The following is a 19,095-nucleotide window of genomic DNA, read 5'->3' on the forward strand; positions in this document are numbered from 1 at the left end:
CATCGGTCCCCCCGCAACGATTACCCGTTAACCTGGTCAGGCCCGGAAGGGAGCAGCCACAGCGGGAACATTGTGTGCCGGGGTGTGGCTGGTGGGGTTGCCTCCATAACGCAAGTCCTTGAATTCTCGAGGATCTATCGCTCAAAAATCTCGAAACGTGACAGTGCTTAGGTACACCTGGGTGGTGCGTCCATTGCCGCATTCTAACGCCAGTCTCGACAGTGATACCCCTCAATCCATTCCTACTGCCTCAGTCACTTCGAAGTCGATAAAATCCATGACCAGGAGTGGGGTTATGTTTCTTGAGCGTTAAGTAGCGGGGTTATATGCAACCGGAACATTTTGATCTTTCCACTCCATTGTTCCTGCCCATCGCAGAAGACACCTGTGCACGCTTGCTCGAGGCCTCTAAGGACGCACTGGATGCTTTGACAGATCCGGAGCTGGCCGCACTGCTGGTCATTCAGAACCTTGTACAGGTCGCGGAAAAGGACCTCGCGCCGGCAGCCGTTGAGCGAATTCTTGTCAAACTGCTGGATTGGGCGGCGGACGCCCCTGGCCCGACATCAACAAAGTTGCTGCCCGAAGCAAAGCGCTTGTTCGACCCCGGCAAACTCTACTTCGGCATCGATGCGATCAAGAAGTCGAAGCTACGCTTTCTGCTGGCCGATGAAGTCGCCGCCCAGGAATATCTGTTGCCCAGCGGCAAGTGGGATGTCGAATACAAATATCGCCACGCCCGCCATCATCATCCCTTCCGCCGGCAATTGGTAACCCTGAGCCACGACGAGCGCTGGTTGAGCGGTGCGCAGGATCACCTGATCAGGACGTTCAGAGCCAACCTGGACGAGCACCTGCATGTGCAAGGTTACGCCGGGATCGGTAAAAGCCACCTGATGGGAGCGCTGGTCGAATGCTTGCAACCGGAGAAAACGCTGGTACTGGCCCACACCGAGGAAAAACTCGCCATCCTGCGCAAGCGCATGCAAAGCAATAGCCGCGAGCTGACCTGCAGTACGTTCCGCAAGTTCGCATGGGTACTGCTTCAGCGACGAATCACTCATCCGGCAAATGCAGGAGCGGGGCCGAGTAAACAATTGCTCGCCCAGGAGCTGAACATCATCGGGGTGGGGTCGCACACTGCACTGGCGACGATGGATATCTGCTTGAGAATGCTGGAGCTCTATTGCCGTTCAAGGGATTACACCTTGTCGGCCAAACACATGCCTCGCCTGCACAAACCCCTGTCTGTCGCCGACGAACTGGCGCTGCTGGAGTATTCGAGCCGATTGTGGACTTACCTTCAGGCCAACCCTGTATGGGGTCGCCATACGGGCTTCGAAGTGTTGCTGATGATCAAGCGCGCTAGCCTGGAAGGTTGCGTAGTGTCGCCTCGTTACTCGCATGTGCTGGTCGACGAAAGCCAGGATGTTCCGGCCTCCTTGCTTCAAATTCTGGAGCGTGGGCGTCAGGTACTGGTGACCTTGGGGGACGAGTACCAGCACGGAGACAACGACGTCGCCGCCCGTGCGCGAACGGTCCGAAAGAGCACGGTCGGCTTCTCCGTGCGCTCGGGGCGCAACATCGAGCACCTGATCAACCCTTTGATTTCCAGGCACTCAAGGAAAACCAAGGAACCTTTCGAAGGTACTCGCCATGCCGACGTTGGTATTGAGGAATATCCGCAAGCCTTCACGCCGCCAGAGAATTGCGTCGTACTCACGGCTTCCTTGTGGGACACGATGAAGTGGGCTATTCAGTTGCGCGACCTGAAATGCCCGTTCAGTTTCCACTCCAGCCAGGCACAGAAGAGTCTTTGGCGCTTCATGACCACAGCCGTCGGTTTGTTCAATCCGCGCTTTCACCAACAGGGCAAGGAAACAGCACATCCGTATTTCAGCGAGTGGACGGATTGGGAGCAGGTACGCGCCGCGAACCCGTTCGACGAATCGTTCCTATGGGTGGAGGCCGAGCTGGAAAAAGGGTTCAGGGTGGCAGATATAACTGGGATGAGCACGCTGGTAGGCGAGGTTGGCAAAAGCTGCACGCTGCTGAGGGCCGAAGAGGCCGGAGGTATGGAGTTCGATCATGTGCTCCTTACTCCGGGGTTGCTCACCACGTTGATGTTCAAGGACGTCTATGAATTCGATCAGCGGATCTGCGCCGTCTATATCGCCATTTCCCGCGCCAGGCAGCGGCTTTATGTGCCTTATAAAGTGCTTGACTGGATCGTGCATCACGATAGTCAGAAATTCCGCGAAAATTTTATCCACTGATCGCCTGGGTGGACGACTTCGAGGTCCTGAAAGATAACAGCTGTATCGGTTGGCGACACAGCGATAAAAAGATACCCGGCGTCTGACTGTCTGCTGTTTATATCTGCCAAGTTTAAACATAAAGAATAACCTTGTTTGTCGCATGTGAGTTTCTTCTGAAAATGCCTTCTGGTGCATGAAGGTGGATGGCGTATTAGGGCCGCTCAAAAAGTGGCCCTGTTTATTCACAAGAAGTGATAGTGCCAGGTCGTCATGTAATACTTTTCCTAGGATCACTCATTCGCGATGAATGATTATATGTTTAAGTAAGATCTTGTAGTGTTTTAGTGGTGTGAATGATGGCTAAGTGCGATTGCCATGGTCTGATTCTTTGGCTAGTTTACAAGGGGATAAAAACTACTGTCGAGGGAACTCATCATGACGATCTGCCTGTTGTCGCTTGATCTCTCCAATACCGGTATCGTTCAACGCACTGCCTTTCATAAAGTCTTGAAGGAAGATGGCTGGAGAATGTTTTCCAATGCCAGTGCTATATGGGAAAAGTCATACAAACTGGTGTATGACGCTGCCGTCGAGAAGCGCGTGAAGACGGTTGTCGAAGCGGCCGCTGGCCTGGCAGGTATCGACGCCATGAGCTTCGTGGTGCAAGTCGGTGAGCTTGAAGGCTGGTGCTGCCTGTTGGAGAAGCAGCACGGCATCTACCACTTCACCACCCTGGACTCGGTGCATCACCTCAAGCGCGCCTGAATCCGTGCCGAACGCCCGCTGCGCGTTTTCGCGCAGCGGGCGTTCGGCAGAGTGGCTATCATGGGCGTCCCACGCCGATGACGTCACGATTGACAGGTCCCCATGCCCACCCCTCCAGCAACACCCTTTCGTGAACGGCGCCGGTTTCTGCACCTGGTCGCCTGCGCCCCCGCGCTTGCGTTGTTGCTGCCGCTGACCGCCTGCAGCCGCAAACCCCACATCGACGCCACCTTCCTGCAACTCTGGCAAAGCCACCTGCAGCTCGGCCGCGACGACTGGATGGCGCGCATGGCCGCCATGCACGCGCTGGGCAGCCACGAGCTGGTGTTGCAATGGGTCGGTCTGCACGGTGGCAGCGAACCAGCGTGGCGCCTGCCGGACGCCTCGATGCAGCACCTGCTCGATGCCGCCGGCGCCAACGGCATGCGCGTGCGCATCGGCTTGCCGTGCGACCAGGGCTGGTGGAAGGTGCTCGGCAGTGACGCCGCCGCCCAGGCGGTATTCTTCGAGCGCTCTCTGCAAGACGCCATCCGGTACATCAGTGAGTCGCCGTGGTCACGGCATGCGCAATTCGCCGGCTGGTACATCCCCTACGAAATCGAGCAATACCACTGGGCCGAGCGCACTGCCCAGCAGCGTCTGGCCCAGTGGCTGGCAGCACTGTCCGAGGCATCGCAGCAAGCCGGCCAGGGTGTACCTGCGATCTCTACCTATTTCAGCAAATTGCCTACCGAGGGCGACCTGGTGCAACTGTGGCAGCACCTGCTCGAACAGGCCCGCCTGCGCCCGATGGTGCAGGATGGGGTGGGCGTGGCCGGGTGGGCGAACCTCAAGGCAATCGAGCCGCTGCTGGACATGCTGCGCGGGCAGCGCATGCCCTTCGATGTGATCGTCGAGCTGTTCGAGCAACTGCCGTCCGAAAAGAACGATGGCACCGACTTCAAGGCACGCTCGGCCGACTACCCACGCGTGGCGCAGCAGTTGGAATGGGCGCGCACCACCGGGGCCGAGCAAGTGGTGGCGTTTGCCCTCGACCCCTGGGTGCTGCAGGACGATGCCGCGGCACAGGCGCTGCGCCAGCAATGGCTCAAGGCGCGCGCCTGAGCCAGCGCTTCAGTCCAGGTGCACGTCGCCGGCATACGGTGTTTGCAGGTCGCGCTCGGGGATCTCCCAGATCACCAGTTGCGGCGGGGTCTGCTTGAACGCCGGGCTGTCGAAGTAGGCCTTGGCCGCACCGGAGAACTCGCCGCCATCCTTGGCAAAGTTGCCGATCGGCGCCGCCAGGGCACGTTGCAGGAAGCCGACGAAATTCGAGTTGCGCGAGAACGATGTACCGATCAGCGCCACGTTCGGCAGGTTGTCGTCGCCGAACAGGTCGTCGAGGTTGTCGGCCGACCCGCTGGCGGCTTCCACCCGTTCGGTAATGACGGTGGGTGCAACCTGTTCCTGTGGCGGTTGCAGGGCCACCGGCAGCCAGTCGATGCCGGCCAGCCGCACCAGGTCGCCGGGGCGTGGCGCCAGCGCCTCCTGGTGGGTGTCGAAGGCTTTGTTCGGCGTGGCACTCAAACCCATGCGCTTGACCTGTTCGGCAATCGCCTGGGCCGCCGCCTGCGCGCCGGTCTCGCTCCAGTGGGTGTCGGTACGCAGGAATGCCTCGGCGCCCAGTGGCTGCAAGCTGGCGGTCAGGTCAAGGGTGGTCACGCCCGCGCCCTTGAGCAGCTGCGCCCATTGCTGGATGCGCGCGTTCGATAGGCCGGGGCGGGTCAGCCCGCACAGCTCGCTGGCCGCGATGCGGCTCTTGTCCGGCACCACGCTCACCAGCAGGCGAATGCCGCGTTGCTGCAAGCCCTGTTGCAGCGCGATCACCGCATCGGCCTTGGCCTTGGCATTGTCGGCGGCATGCCGGTTGACCTTCAGCTCATCGGCCAGGAACAGCCACTGCGCACACCCCGGGCGCACGCGCGGGCCGGTATCGCCCAGCACCAGCCAGCTGCCGGCACGTTCCAGGTCGGCGGCCTGGCCCGGCAACGGCGCCTTGGCCAGTTCCTTGGCGATGCGGTGGGTGATTTCGCCGTGCAGCACGTCGCCGTTGGACAGGTGCTTTTCCGGCATCAGTTCGAGCTTGCCGCTGGCCGCCAGCCAACCACACGAGAGCAGGCCGGCACCCAGGAACACCGCCAGGGTGATGCCGGCGATCGGGCTGGTGCGCAAGGCCAGGGCGCTGGGCGGAGTAGGGGCCGTGCTTGGAGGAGGTGTCTTCATCGTCATCAGAACTGGAAGTACAGGAAGGGTACCGAATCGCGGCTGGCGATCAGTGCGAACGACAACAGGAAGCCGGCCACCGGCCACAGCGCAGCAGCCTGCACGAACCAGGTGCGGTGGCCGAAGCGATGCTCTGCACGCACCTGCCAGATCGGCAACACGATACACACTACCCCCAGCAGCGCTGCCAGGCCATGCACCGGCCGTACGGTGGCCGCCAGCGCCTCGCCCAGGGCGAAGCCGTGCAGGCCGAACTGGCCGGCGTACATTGACACCGCGGTAGCGAAGTCCGGTGCGCGGAACAGGGTCCAGGCCAGGCACACGAACAGCAGCGTCAGCGTGTGCGACAGCACCTTGGGCACCGCCGGCAGGCTGGAACGGCTCCAGGCCCGGTCGATGCACAGCGCGATACCGTGCGCCGACCCCCACAGCAGGTAGTTCCAGCTGTCGCCACCGTGCCACAGGCCGGCGATGGCCATGGTCAGGAACAGGTTGCGGTAGGTGTTCCAGGTGCCGTAGCGGTTGCCGCCCAGGGCGATGTACAGGTAGTCGCGCAGCCAGCTCGACAGCGACAGGTGCCAGCGCCGCCAGAAGTCCTGGATGCTGCTGGCCAGGTACGGCCGGTTGAAGTTCTCGGGGAAGTGGAAGCCCAGCATCAGGCCCAGGCCGATGGCCATGCAGCTGTAGCCGGCAAAGTCGAAGAACAGCTGCAGCGAGTACGCCAGGCAGCCCAGCCAGGCATCCAGGAACGACGGGTTGTCCAGGTGGAAGGCCACGTCCACCAGCGGTGACAGGGTGTCGGCCACCAGCACTTTCATGCACATGCCGATCATGAAGCGGCGTGCGCCCAGGGAGAAGTTCTGCCAGTTGAAGTAGCGCTGCTCGAGTTCGCGGCGTACCCAGTCGTAGCGAATGATCGGGCCGGCAATCGAATGGCCGAACATCGAGATATAGGTGGCGAAATTGACGAAGCTGCGCTCCACCGGCACGGTGTGGCGATGCACGTCGACCAGGTAGGAAATCGCCTGCAGCACGATGAACGACAGCCCGGCCGGCAACGCCACGCGCTGCCACTCCATCGGCAGGGCACCGTAGTAGGTGATCAGCTCGTTGTAGTTGGCGGCCAGGATGTTGGCGTACTTGTACCAGCACAGCACCAGGGTGTTGAGCACGATCAGTGCGACCAGCAGGCGCATGCGCCCACGCGAATCCTCATGGCTGCGGTTGACCAGCAGGCCGCCGACCCAGGCGATCACGGTGAGCACCATGTGCAGCAGCAGGAACAGCGGGCTCAGCCAGCCATAGAACAACCAGCTGCCGATCAGCAGCACCCCGTTGCGCCAGGCCGGACGGCTCAGCGCATACACCAGCATGAAGATCGGCAGGAACAGCGTCAGGAACTCGAGTGAGGCGAATACCATGGTGGTGAAGACGTCCGGTCAGTTGGAGAGCGTGTCCGTTGCGGTCAGCAGTTGCGGGCCATTGGCGCTCGGCAACAGCAGCACGCTGTAACGCTCGCCGGCCTTGAGCTCGCCAAGGTCCACGGGGCTGCCGACGTTGGCGTTGGCGCACACCAGTTGCACCGAGAGCTTCACCGGGTTGATCGAGCGGCGCTGCACACTGGCCTCTGGCGCGTCCTTGAACAGGTCGGCGTTACGCCCGGCCGGGCGCAGGCTCGCGCCCTGGCAGGCGGGGTCGAGGTTGACGAAGGCCAGCGAAGCCTTGAGCGCGTTGAAGTCGTCGGGCTGCTCGCGCACCACGCGTTGCTTGATGCCACTGGCATCCTGCAGCGCGAACACCGTGGCGAATTCGCCCGGCGCCACGCTCAGGTCCAGCGCCGAGGTCTTGCCGTCGCGGCTCAGGGTGCCCTTGATCGCCTTGCCGGCCGGTACCGGCAGGTACGCCGACACCGGTTTGGCGGCGTCCAGCTGCAGGCTGGCCTTGGAACCGTCCGCCACCAGTTGCAGCGTGCCGGGTGCGGCGTTGACGAAGCGCAGGAACGCCGAGTCTTCGCTGGGGCCGGTGGGGTACAGCGCGATTTCAGCCTGGGCCAGGCCCGCGCTCAAGGCGATGGGCAGGGCCAGCAGCGCAGCGTGCAGGGCGGTCTTCATTTCTTCACACCCACCACCACCGGCGACTTGACGATCTCTTCGCTGATCTTCTTGCTCCAGGTCAGGTAGCCCGGGGCGGTCAAGTGCTGACCGTCGACCGTGGCCCATTCACCCTGCTTGGAAAACTTCAGCGAGTCGATGTAGTCGCACGGCGCCACGTTGGCGGCGAGGAACTTGGAGGTCAGCTCGACACGGGCGTAGGTCTTGCCGTACTTGCCGCCTTCGGTGCCCCAGTTCGGGCCGACCCACACGCACTTGGCGCCGCTGTTGGCGATTTCCTTGGCAAAGCTGGTGGTCTGCTGCCACAGCCAGGCCTTGGGGAAGGCCGGCTTGGTGTAGCTGGCCATGGTGTCGCCCATGACCACCACCACCACGTCAGGCTTGTCGGCCTTGATCAGGTCGCCGATCGGCTGGGTGGCGGCCTTGGTGCCCAGCACCACCGGCTTGTCGATGCCACGGCGCTCGGCACCGCCGCAGGTGCCGGGGGTGGCTTTGAGCCAGTCGCCGGCGTTGGCGCCGCAGATACCCAGCGAGTGCACCTGGGCGCCTTGTTGCACGAGGTTGTCGTGCAGGCTCTTGATCAGGTAGTCGGGCGTTGCCAGGTGGCTGTCGCCGATCATCAGAATGGTCAGGCCGGCGAGAAGTGAACTAGCCATGGTTGATACTCCTGCAATTTAATTCGAATAAGGGGAACGGTACGGGTTGACGGGCAACGGCATGGCGCCGTGGCCATCGTCGAACAGGTAGCGCAGGTACAGGCCACCGGTCCATTGCTGATAGTCGCGGGCGTTGTCCACGCCCAGCGTGCCGCCGAAGAAGAAACCATCGCCCAGTCGGTACTCGCCGCTGGCACCGAGTGAGTAGCCGATGCCGGACTTGTTTTGCGATGCATAGCGGGTACGGAAGTCCGTGCCATTCTGGGCGAGAATCTGCGAAGCCTGGTCAAACGCTGCTTGCAGGCGCGCGTCTCGGGGGAAATACGGGGCGCCATCCTGCTCGATATGCTGCATGCCGAGCGAGCCATTGACCTGGTAGCTCCAGTCAGGCCCGCGATGCGCCCAGTTGACCGGGATCGCGATCGAGAAGAAGTTCTGCGGGCTGAAATAGCCGCCATGACCGTAGGTGAAGAAGCTCTGGTTTTCATCGTACTGGGTGCCCGTGACGCTCAGGCCGGCGGTCAGGCGCTTGTCCTGGTTGTTCAGCAAGTACCAGTAGATTCCGCTGCCCAGTTCGGTGCGGGTATTGTCGTCGACGTTGTGCCCCACCAGTTTGTGCCAGGAGCCGTAGCCATAGACGCCGTAGCGCTGGTTGTCATAACCCAGCTGCAGGCGGCCACCGTTGGCGGTTACGCCGCCCCATTCAAGGCCACTGCGCGCATCACGTGCACCGGCGAAGGAGGTCAGGCTGTCGGTCACCGAGCGCCGTGACAGGTTAAGGCCATAGCGCCAATTGCTGCCTTCGCTGAAGGAACGATCCAGACTGATGCCGCCGACCGCCGTGCTGTAGAGGAAACCGACCGGGCTTACGCCCAGATCGCTTTTAAGCCCCAGTGATGGATTCTCGTAAGCCACGGCGAAACCGACGCCTGTATCTTTCTGTTTGCCGGTGCTGCCAAAGAACAGATCTGAAGCCGCCTGCGCTATCTGCTCCTGACTGCCTGCATTGCCCAGATTGGCGATCTGTTCGGTGGTGAAGCCGCCGAAGCGGAAGCGGTCAGCCGGCTCGCTGCTCACGCCACCGGCATTCAACGACACCGGCGTAATACGCAACGCCAATCGGTCATCGTTCCACGGCACGCTGATTTCCAGCGGCGCCTCCACATCGGTGATCTTGCCCAGGCCCGACTCGCTGTCGTTGCCACGGAAGGTCACGCCTTGCTTGATCTGCGGGCTGCGGGCTTCACGCAGGGTGTCCAGCTCGGTCTGGATCGCGGCACGCGGGTCGACAGGTGCTGGTGCTGTGCTGCTGGCGGCACCACGGCTGGCCGTGCGCAAGCCAGGCTCGCTGTCGCGGCTGGCCAGCAGCACCGGCGCGTCGAAGCTGTCGCTGTTGCGGGCGCTGACCTGGGTTTGTGCAGGCTCCGGGATCTCGGCCAGGGCGGCTTCGTTCAGGCGCGACTGCTTGCGCTGGCCGGGCTGGCCGACGAAAGGGTTGGCGGCAATCGCCTGGCCGAACGGGTTGAGCACGTGCTGCTCGGGCGGGGCCTGCAAGGCCAGTGCCTGGGCATACAGCTGCTCGGCCTTGGCCAGCTTGCCGCGGCCACGGTAATAGCCGGCAGCGCTGGTCAGGATCTGTGGATTCTGCGGCGCCAGCTGCAAGGCGCTTTGCACTGCCTGCTCGGCCTTGCCGGCATCACCGGCCGCCAGGTAGGCCTGCGCAGCGCCCATCTGCACATCGGCGTTGTCCGGGTACTGGCGCAGCAGCGGGGTGAACAGCTCCACGGCCTTGTCGGGGTTGCGGTTGTCCAGGTACATGCGCGCCAGCGACGACACCGCCTGCGGGTCTTGCGGGCGTTGCGCCAGGGCCGGGGCGAGGGTGTCGTAGGCGGCCACCAGGTCGCCTTTTTCGCGCAGCAGGTCGGCCTGGCGCACGGTGTACTGGAACACCAGGTCGTCATAGCTGCGTTGTTCGGCCGCCTGCAGCGGCTGGCTGCGCAGCTCGCGCAGGATCTGGCTCACCTGCATATCGTCGCCCGCCTTGAGCAGCGCGCCGGCATAGGCCAGGCGCAGCGCCGGCGATGGCGTACTGCTTTGTGCGATGGCGGTGCGCAGCATGGCCAGGGCGTGCTCGGTCTGGCCTATGTCGATGTAGGCCGAGGCCAGGGCCGAGAGCATGTCCGGGTTGTTCGCAGCACCTGGTTCGGCGCGTTGCAGCAGCTTCATCGCCTGCTGGCGCTGGCCTTGCTTGGCAAGGCTCGCGGCCTCGCTGGCGAGCAGGCGCAGTTCGGTTTCTTCGGCCAGCGCCTGCATGGCGGCGGTGCGCTGGGCGACGGGGATCTGCGCCAGGCTGCGCTGCGTCGACTGCCATTCGCCCAGACGGCTGGCAAACAGCGCGCTGGCGTATAGCGCTTCGGCCCGCTGCGGGTTGGCCTTGAGCATGTCATCGATGGTCTGGCGCGCCTTGCCTGGGGCATCGGCCTTCAGGTACAGCTGCGCCAGGTCGTAGCGCGCCCACACGTTCTGCGGGTCGTTGCGCACGGCCTCTTCCAGCGCCTTGCGCGCACCGGCCAGGTCGCCACTGCGCTCCAGGTCCCTGGCCTGGCCCACGGCGATGGCTGCACGCAGTACGCGCAGGTCACCCAGGCGTTGGCGCTGGGCATCGCTGAGGCCGTCGATCAGGCGCTGGCTTTCGCTCAGCTTGCCGTTCTGCGCCAATACGCTGACCAGCCCGCGCAAGGCGTCGGGGTTGCCGGCATCCAGGCTCAGGGCCTGGCGGTAGGTGACTTCGGCGGTGTCGAACTGGCCTTGGGCGGCTTGCAGGTCGGCCAGGCTGATGTGGCCCTGGACCTGGCGCGGGTTCATCGCAATGGCGCGTTGCAGCAGTTCGCGTGCGCTTTGCGGGTTGCCGGCATCGCGCGCGGCATTGGCCTGCTCCAGCAGCACCCAGTAACGGTTGCCTTGCAGCGCGCTCTGCCAGCGGCTGCTGTTGCCGCGGCTGATGGCCTGCCTGAACAGGGCGTCGGCATCGCCCAGGCGGCCCTGGCGCTGGCGCACGATACCCAGCCCGCCGAGTGCGTCGGCGTCCTGCGCCTGTTCGCGCAGGCGGGCCTGGAAGGATTGTTCGGCCTGGTTCAGGTCGTTGGCGTCGAGCGCCTTGAAGCCGCGCAGCAGGTGGGCGTTCTGTTGCGGGGCGGCGCTGGCCTGGGTGGCGCGGGCGCCGCTCTTGAGCTGATTGCGGATCTCTTCGTCGTCGGGGTAGGCCTTGAGGTAGGCATCGAACAGCGGCACCTCGGCCGGGCGCGGCGCACCCAGCCAGGACAGGCCCTGGCGCCAACCCTCGACCGCTTCACTGCCGATTTCCGGGTCGGTGGTGTAGGTCGACAACCGGCCAATGCCCTCGATGCGCGTGCTTTCGTTGCGCAGCAGCAGCTTGGCCAGGTTGAGCTTGATCTTGGCGTTGTTCGGCGCCAGGCCCTGCAGGCGTTCCAGGCCCTGGCGCGCTTCCTGCCAGCCGCCCTGCGTGTAGCCCAGGTAGCTGTAGAACTCCAGGCCCAGTTCACCCTGTGGCAGCTTGCCGTCGAACAGTTGGCGGTACACCGTGACGGCCTGGTCCAGCTCGCCCGACTCGGCGAGTTGGCGGGCCTGCTCCAGTTGCGCGGTGTTGTCACTGTTGTGCAGGGCGATTTCCTGCTCCAGCAGCAGGGTCTGGCGCTCACCGGGGTGCGACTGCTTGAGCTGGTCCAGGTAGCGCTTGGCCCCCTGCGCACGATTGCCGTCCAGCTCCAGCAGGCCCAGGCCGTACAGCGCGTCGGCCTGCTGCGGATCGATCAGCAGCAGCTTGCGCCAGGCTTCGGTGGCGCGGTTCTTGTCTTTGCGGGCCTGCCAGTACTGACCCTGCTCAAGCAGTACCTTGCCGTTCTCGCTGAGCTCGGCAAAGCTGCTGTTGTGGATCAGGGCCGCGAGGACCCCGATGGCTAGGGCTTGGCGGCGCGAGGGCATGAGGCCTCCCAGAGTGGTTGCAACTTCCCGTCGTCGAGGAAGTGGTAGCGATCATCCATGAAGCCCAGGGCGAACAGGCTCAGTACGAAGTCGTAGTAAGGGGGTTGTCTGGCCTGCACCGCTTCGGGGGTCAGGCGCTTGCTCATCAGTTGCTCGACACGCGCGCGCTGCTGCTCTTGCAGCCACGGCTGCTGGCGTGCCTTGAAATACGGCAGCAGGGCGGCGGAGAAACCGAACGGGCCGTCGCCGCTGGTGGTGTTGGCCTGTATCAGGACTTTTTCCGGCGGCACACCATGGGTTGCGACACTGCGCGCCATGCCGTCGAGACTGTCGAGGATCGGCTTGGCCAGCGGATCCTTGCTCGGGATCATGCCGGCCCACATGTAGGTGCGAATGGCATCGTAGCTGCCGGTCTCGCCCTTGACCGGGTCGATCACGAACAGGCCCTTGTCGGGGCCCGTGCCACGGTAGCCGACCCAGTCGGCGACATAGCCGTTGTGGCTGACGCCCTTGATCAGGCTGGCGGTGTTGCGTGCGATCTGGCTCCACGGCCCCTTGGGGTCGACCACGGCCATGCGCCGAAGGAGCGGCACCGGCAGGTAGCTGGGGTTGAGCTGCCAGAAGTGATCGGGCTTGGCGAAACTTTCGGCACCGGGCAGCAGCATCATGCCCAGGCCCGGCAGGTCGGCCACTTCGCGCGCCTTGATATTGGCCAGCAACTGGTTGGCCTGGGCGGTGTAGGCGGAGGTGTTCCACAGGCGTGCGGCCTCGATCAGCGCGTAGGCGAACCACAGGTCGGCGTCCGAGGCCGAGTTGCGGTCCAGCAGGCGCCATTGGCCCTTGTCGTCCAGGCCCCAGAACCAGCCGGGCAGGTTCTGCTTGATGTCGCCGCCGGCGAGGTTGTCGCGGGCCCACAGCCACAGCTTGTCGAAGCTGGCCTGGTCGTTGGCGACCAGGGCAAAGAACATCGCGTACGACTGCCCCTCCGAGGAGCTGTGCTGCTGCGGGGTGCTGGCGTCGAGCACGCGGCCGTCGGGCTGCACGAAGTGCTCGCGAAACACCTGCCACAACGGCCAGGGGTCGGCCTGGCAGCTGTTCGCCTGGCTCAGGCCGGGCAGCAGCAACGTCAGGGCGCTGACCCCGAGCAGCTGGCGCAGCCGCGTTCGCAGGCGATTGGCGGGCAGCAGGGTAGTGTGTCCGGTAGGCAGTGGCATGGGTCTACTCGTCGTTGAGGCGGCGTTTGGCCAGGGCGCGCAGCGAGACAAACGCTACCAGGCTTACCAATGCAACACCCAGGATGGTCAGCAGCAGCAGGGCCAGCACGTGCTGCGAAAGCAGCCACTGAATATACCTGAACGGCCCCAGATGCCCCACGTAGTAGGCCTGTTCGGCCACCAGCGACTCGATGTTCCTGCCGTTGATCACCACCAGGCTGCCTTGCAGCGACTGGGTGTACTGTTCGCCGCCGATCAGCGCGTCGGTCACCTCGGCCAGGTACTGCGGCTGCGGGCTGGACAGCACCACCACGCTGCGCCCGCCCTTGAGCGGCGACTCGAAGCCGGTGACGTACGAACTGCGGTTCTCGCCGGTGAAGGTGAACGCGCCGCGTGCCGCGCGCAGGTTGGCCTGCGGGTCGGGGCTGATCCATTCGCGCAGGCGCATCGGCAGGTCGGAGAACTCCACATACTGCCTGGCGTCCTGGGTCTTGCTCGGCAGGTGGTCGGCCCAGGTCTTGAGCAGCGGCTGGTTGTCGCCGGAGGCCAGTACCAGCAGGTCCTTGTCGGCCAGCGCATCGACCTGTGCGGCCTGGGCCACGGTGACGGCGGTGGCCGGGTAGCCGGTCGACTCGCCAAAGCGCCCGAGCACGGTCAGGTAGGCGCTCCAGTCGGCGTTGCTGGCGTTGTCGGGCAGGATCACTGCCGAGCCGGACAGGTCGGCCAGGCGCGTGAACGGGAAGCCGCTGTCCTTGAACACGCCCAGGTTGGGCATGGCCATGAAGTGGTCATAGCCGCTCAGGTCCAGGGTGGAGTCGGGGTCGATCGCGCCGCGCATGTTGTCGATGATGATGTCGCGGCATTCACCCTGCTTGATGTAGTCGTACATGAAGCGAAACTGCAGGCGCGATTGCAGCGCGACCGAATCCAGCGGCAGCAGCATGCTCACGTTGCGCGCCACGCTGTCGTCTTTTTTCAGCGCCGCCAGCAGGCCTTCGCCGCCGCCCAGGCTCTCGATCGAGGGCAGGTTCATCGACTGGATGAAATTGTCGTTGAAGCTCACCAGCAGCGAGGAGTTGGACGAGGTCTGCTGCGGGGTATAGCGGTACTTGAGGTCGAGTCTGGCGCCACGCTCGCGCCAGTTGAACAGGTCGGGCGGCAGGCGCACCGGCACGGTGATCACGCCGGGGTTGTAGCCCGACACGTTGAGCTGGCGCGGCTCGATCAGCTCGCCCAGGCGTACCGGGCGATCGGTCGGCAGCCAGTTCGGCGCGTCATAGGGCTTGCGCGGCTGCAGTATGTCGAGCGTGTCGATCTGCACGCTGGCGCCAGAGAAGCTGCGGTTGCCGATCACCAGTGCGGTGGCGGCGCGCTTGAGCTGCGCGCTGTCGCGCCCGGCGATGATCAGCAGCTTGCCGTGGTCATCATTCGGGTTGCTCACCAGCGACAGGGTCGGGCCCTTGATCTCAGGCAGCGTCAGGCCTTCGACCTGGCTGCCTTCGGCGGTGTTGACCAGGATCACGGCGTTGCCGGTCGCCGGCAGGCTGCGCAGGCTGGTCGGGAAGTTCGCGCCACGGTAGCTGGCCAGTGCGCCCATCCACGACGACACCGCGCCAGCGGCTTCCAGCGTGGTGTTGTCGGGGGCCGTGGCGAACACGAACGGCAGGTTCAGCGCGCGCGGGTCACGCCGGTCGAACAATGGCAGCGGCAACAGCGACAGGTCGTTGGGCAGTATCACCGGCTTGACCTGCAGGCTCAGTTGGCTGTCGTTGCTGATCTTGGCCCACAGGCTGGTATGCAGCGGGTCTTCGCACTGCATGGTGTAGTGGCCGATCAGTTGCACGCCGAGGCGGTTGAACTCGGTGATCAGGTACGGCGGAATCTCGATGACCTGCTTTTGCAGCGAGCCGGCGTTCTCCTTGGGCAGCGGTATGCTCGCCGCGACCTCGTCGTTGACCATGATGTTGATCTGCGAAAGCTCGCTGAGCAGCGCCGGCGAGTAGGTGTACTGCAGGGTCAGCTGCGCGCCGGTGACCACTTCGTCGGCACGGATATCGAAGTTGACCGTGTCGGTCGACTCCACGCCGCGCAGGCTCATGGTGTAGTTCTTGCCCAGTTGCTTGAGGCTCAGTTGGTAGCCGTCCTTGATCGCGGGCGCCGGGCTTTGGCTGGCCACAGCGGCGGCTGCGGGGACGGCCGGGGCGCTCGCAGCCTCGTCGGCCAGCGCGGGTTGCAACAGGTTGCCCAGGCACAGCAGGGCGCCGGTGAGCAAGGTGCGGGAACGGCGCGACAGGTTCACTTGCTGGCCGGTATGAGACATGACGGTCATTGCGTGTCCAACGAAGGTTCGAGAGGAGGAGGGGCCGACTTGCGCGTGTGACGACGGTGGCGCAGGGCACTCAAGGTCGCCTGGGCCAGGTCGACCATGCCGCGCACGCCGATGCTGCTGACATCGCGCAGGGCACCCAGCGGGGTGTCGGGCCTGCTGGAGCCCCAGGTCGAGGCCCAGGTGTCGGCACGCGAGAAGGTCAGGCGCACGAAATCGCTTTGCTGGCGCAGGGTCAGCGGCTTGAACTGCGCGCCGGCCATGTTGCCCTTGCTGAACACCACGGTGGCCGGCAGCACGCAGGCCTGCTGCTTGCGCATCAGGGTCACCTGGATCTCCTGGCCTTTTTGCAGGCTCTGGCCCTCGGGCAGCTTGAAGCCCACGCCTTTCTGCGAGAAGTCTACGGTGGTGCAGTCGATGGCCGGGCCGTCGGGGGGCTGTACCCGCACCGGCAGCTCGGCGCGCACACGCGGTTCGGAGCGTACCTGGCGGGTTTCACTGGCCACCGCCACGGCGGCGCTGGTGATGATGATGTTGTAGAGCGTCCACGCCAGGTTGATGACGATGGTGATGGCGGCGGCCGGGTCGCCCCAGATCAGCTGGAACACGCCGAAGCCCAGGCCGATCAGGTTGAGCGTCAGCAGGATGATGTACGGCCGCGCCAGCTCCCAGTCGAAGTATTCCTTGTCGATGATGCCGCCCTTGTCGGTCACGTTGAAGCCGCCGAGCTTGGGGTTGACCAGCGCCACCAGCACCGGGCGCATGATGTACCAGGCCAGCACCGACTCGTACACCTCGTTCCAGAACGAATGACGGAAGCGTCCCTGGATGCGCGAGTTGGTCAGGCTGGCGTGGAAGATGTGCGGCAATACGTAGGCAGTGATCATCAGCGCCGAGGCGTGGAAGATCTGCGCGCCGAAGATCAGGTAGGCCAGGGGCGCGGTGAGGAACACCAGGCGCGGCAGGCCATAGAAGAAGTGCAGCATGGCGTTCACGTAGCACACGCGCTGGCCGAAGCTCAGGCCCTTGCCGATGAACGGGTTGTCGGTACGGAAGATCTGCGCCATGCCGCGTGCCCAGCGGATCCGCTGGCTGATGTGGCGTGACAGGCTTTCGGTGGCCAGGCCCGCCGCCTGCGGGATGGCCAGGTAGGCGGTGTTGTAGCCCTTGCGGTTGAGCTTGAGTGCGGTGTGCGCATCCTCGGTCACGGTCTCCACGGCCACACCGCCGACTTCCAGCAGGTGGGTGCGGCGGATCACCGCGCACGAGCCGCAGAAGAAGGTGGCGTTCCACAGGTCGTTGCCGTCCTGCACCAGGCCGTAGAACAGCTCGCCTTCGTTGGGGACCGAGCGGAAGGTGTCGAGGTTCTTCTCGAACGGGTCGGGCGAGAAGAAGAAGTGCGGGGTCTGCAGCAGCGCCAGTTTCGGGTCCTTGAGGAACCAGCCCATGGCCACCTGGAGGAAGGAGCGGGTGGGTACGTGGTCGGCGTCGAAGATCGCGATGTACTCGCCATCAGTGACCTTCAGGGCCTCGTTGAGGTTGCCCGCCTTGGCGTGACGGTTGTTGTCGCGCACGATGTAGTTGACGCCGATCTGCCGGCAAAATTCACGAAATTCGTCGCGGCGGCCGTCATCCAGCACATGCACGCGCAGCTTGTCGCGTGGCCAGTCGATGGCCTGGGCAGCGAAGATGGTCAGCTTCACGATGCTCAGCGCTTCGTTGTAGGTAGGGATGAATACATCCACCGTGGGCCAGTCCCTGGGGTCCTGGGTCAGGATCCTGGGCTTGCGTTGCAGTGGCCAGGCGGTCTGCATATAGCCGAAGGCCAACACCACCAGCGCATAGAATTCGGCCGCCACCAGGCCATAGCCGAACAGCATGTCCAGCCAGTTGTCGAAGCCCAGCGTGTCGGTCAGGCGCCAGTACACATAGCGCAGCGTGGCCACCAGCGACAGCACCACCATGGCCAGCACCGGCAGGCGCCCGGGCAGCTTGCGCAGCATCAGCAGCGCCGCGAAGCACAGGGCGGCGAAGGCAAACTGGCGCTGCAGGTCCAGGGGCGCGGTCACCACGGCCACCAGCAGCAGCACGCCGATCACTGCCGCACCGATCTTCAGGCCACGCAGCACAGGCTGCGGCCATTGCCCGGCGCGTTCGAGCCAGGCGCTCAAGCGCGCAGAGGTTGTGGGCGCCTGCGGTGCAGGCGCCTGGTTAAGGTCGGCGGTCATGAGGCGCTGGATTCTTGGCGATGATGGGCAAGGGTGGCGGCAACGGCATGCACCGCTGCACGCAGGTCCTGGCAGGCAGGGCTGCCGGGGACCTGGGCGAACGGATCGAATTCGAAGGCCTGGGCTTCGTCGAGGCTGTAGTCGAGCCTGACCATGCCCAGCAGCTCACGCCCGATGCGCTGGCGCAGTACCTGGCACATGTCCAGGTTCAGTGCGCGGGTCGGGTCGACCTGGTTGATCAGGTAGCTGCAGCGCGGCGCCGGCGTGCGCTGGTGCAGCGGCGCAAGCCAGGCCTGCAGTTCGTCCAGCACCCGGTACGACGCCGGGTCGGGCAGCGTCACGGCGACCACCTGGTCGGCCATCGCCAGCGTCGGCGCCAGCCACGGGCTGGCACCGCTGGGCAGGTCGATGATCAGCACATCGTCGCTGCTCAGTGCCAGCGACGCCAGTTGCTGCATCAGCCAGGCGGGTTCGTTTGCCAGGTGTTGCTCCAGGCTGCGTACGTGGGCGGCATCGGCGTGGCCGAACGGCAGGCACTCCACGGGCGAGGCGGGCAGCGCCTGGCAATGGCTGCTCCAGGTTTCGTCGCCCTGGCTGGCCTGGCTCAGGCCGGGGGCTGAGCGCGGCAGGCCAAGTTGTGCGCCCAGGCTGTTCTGCGGGTCGAGGTCCAGGGCCAGCACGCGCCCTTGCGGGCGCTCGAGCAGTTTGGCCAGGGCGGCTGCGAAGGTGGTCCTGCCCACGCCGCCCTTGGCCGAAACCACGGCAATAATGTGCGCCTTGGGGCGTATCGGCATGGGTTTGTGCATGGCGTGCTCCAGTGCTCCCTGGTTCAACCCTTGCGCCGTGGCGCGGCGCAGACGTGCAGCGGCCTGCAGTTGCTCGCGCAACGACAGGGGCGCCGACGGTTGGGCAACAGGGTCGGGCGCAAGGTTCAACGGCGTGGGTGCAGGCACCGGTACTGGAGCGGGAACGGCTGCGACCGTGACGGTCGGCGGCAGCTTGAGGGCGGCCAGCGTCTGTGCCACAGGGGCGACGGGCACGGGTATGGCTGCAGTGTCGGGTTCAGCAGCGGTCAGCAGAGGTTCGATAAATTCGAACTCGGTGTCGATTTCCTTGTAACTGTCCGCACTTGCCCCAAATCGGTGGAACAGATTTCCAATATCGTCTGCATGACTCATGTGTGTAATCCCGGCCTACGGCTATCTGAACGACTGTTGGGGCAGATAAGGTCTGTCACACTGCTGTGATGGCGCTAATGTGTGATATCAAAGTA

At 64.4% G+C, this 19,095-nt stretch carries 12 protein-coding genes and 1 other RNA gene; 4 read left to right on the forward strand and 9 right to left on the reverse strand.

Annotated elements, in window-relative coordinates:
* From ffs to KUO17_RS17920, 4 genes are all read left to right on the forward strand, one after another.
* Positions 1–97, forward strand: an RNA gene (gene ffs / locus KUO17_RS17905) — signal recognition particle sRNA small type.
* 229 nt (positions 98–326) lie between these two features.
* Entirely contained in the window at positions 327–2,276 is a 1,950-nt protein-coding gene (locus KUO17_RS17910; protein ID WP_217976865.1) for a hypothetical protein, read from the forward strand.
* Between the two features lie 417 nt (positions 2,277–2,693).
* Positions 2,694–3,023 carry a hypothetical protein gene (locus KUO17_RS17915; protein WP_217976866.1) on the forward strand — a complete coding sequence of 110 codons (330 nt, stop codon included), beginning with the start codon at positions 2,694–2,696 and terminating at the stop codon, positions 3,021–3,023.
* Between the two features lie 102 nt (positions 3,024–3,125).
* Entirely contained in the window at positions 3,126–4,127 is a 1,002-nt protein-coding gene (locus tag KUO17_RS17920; RefSeq protein WP_217976867.1) for a DUF4434 domain-containing protein, read from the forward strand.
* A gap of 9 nt (positions 4,128–4,136) precedes the next feature.
* On the opposite strand, the gene KUO17_RS17925 is transcribed toward KUO17_RS17920, so the two are convergent.
* The 9 genes from KUO17_RS17925 to bcsQ are packed head-to-tail and all read right to left on the reverse strand — an operon-like array spanning position 4,137 to position 18,862.
* Positions 4,137–5,291, reverse strand: a complete 1,155-nt coding sequence (locus KUO17_RS17925; protein WP_217976868.1) for an alginate O-acetyltransferase AlgX-related protein — start codon at positions 5,289–5,291, stop codon at positions 4,137–4,139.
* Complete coding sequence (locus KUO17_RS17930; protein WP_217976869.1) at positions 5,291–6,706, reverse strand: MBOAT family O-acyltransferase; 1,416 nt, start codon at positions 6,704–6,706, stop codon at positions 5,291–5,293. The genes KUO17_RS17925 and KUO17_RS17930 overlap by 1 nt, the downstream gene beginning before the upstream one ends.
* Positions 6,707–6,724: 18 nt before the next feature.
* Complete coding sequence (locus KUO17_RS17935; protein WP_217976870.1) at positions 6,725–7,396, reverse strand: DUF4397 domain-containing protein; 672 nt, start codon at positions 7,394–7,396, stop codon at positions 6,725–6,727.
* A complete protein-coding gene (locus KUO17_RS17940; protein WP_217976871.1) occupies positions 7,393–8,052 on the reverse strand; it encodes an SGNH/GDSL hydrolase family protein in 660 nt (219 codons plus the stop codon). Before KUO17_RS17940 ends, KUO17_RS17935 begins: the two co-directional genes overlap by 4 nt.
* A gap of 18 nt (positions 8,053–8,070) precedes the next feature.
* The gene (locus KUO17_RS17945) at positions 8,071–12,054 is read right to left on the reverse strand and encodes a cellulose synthase subunit BcsC-related outer membrane protein (RefSeq protein WP_217976872.1); all 3,984 of its coding nucleotides are present in this window, start codon (positions 12,052–12,054) and stop codon (positions 8,071–8,073) included.
* On the reverse strand, positions 12,030–13,268 hold the full coding sequence (gene bcsZ / locus KUO17_RS17950; RefSeq protein WP_217976873.1) for a cellulose synthase complex periplasmic endoglucanase BcsZ: 1,239 nt from the start codon (positions 13,266–13,268) through the stop codon (positions 12,030–12,032). The genes KUO17_RS17945 and bcsZ overlap by 25 nt, the downstream gene beginning before the upstream one ends.
* 4 nt (positions 13,269–13,272) lie before the next feature.
* A complete protein-coding gene (gene bcsB, locus KUO17_RS17955) occupies positions 13,273–15,597 on the reverse strand; it encodes a cellulose biosynthesis cyclic di-GMP-binding regulatory protein BcsB (RefSeq protein ID WP_425274874.1) in 2,325 nt (774 codons plus the stop codon).
* Positions 15,594–17,822, reverse strand: a complete 2,229-nt coding sequence (gene bcsA, locus KUO17_RS17960) for a UDP-forming cellulose synthase catalytic subunit (protein ID WP_217976874.1) — start codon at positions 17,820–17,822, stop codon at positions 15,594–15,596. The genes bcsB and bcsA overlap by 4 nt, the downstream gene beginning before the upstream one ends.
* On the reverse strand, positions 17,819–18,862 hold the full coding sequence (gene bcsQ, locus KUO17_RS17965) for a cellulose biosynthesis protein BcsQ (protein WP_217976875.1): 1,044 nt from the start codon (positions 18,860–18,862) through the stop codon (positions 17,819–17,821). Before bcsQ ends, bcsA begins: the two co-directional genes overlap by 4 nt.
* Positions 18,863–19,095: the final 233 nt, after the last annotated feature.

This window comes from Pseudomonas aegrilactucae (genome assembly GCF_019168305.1).
GTDB classification, from domain to species: domain Bacteria; phylum Pseudomonadota; class Gammaproteobacteria; order Pseudomonadales; family Pseudomonadaceae; genus Aquipseudomonas; species Aquipseudomonas aegrilactucae.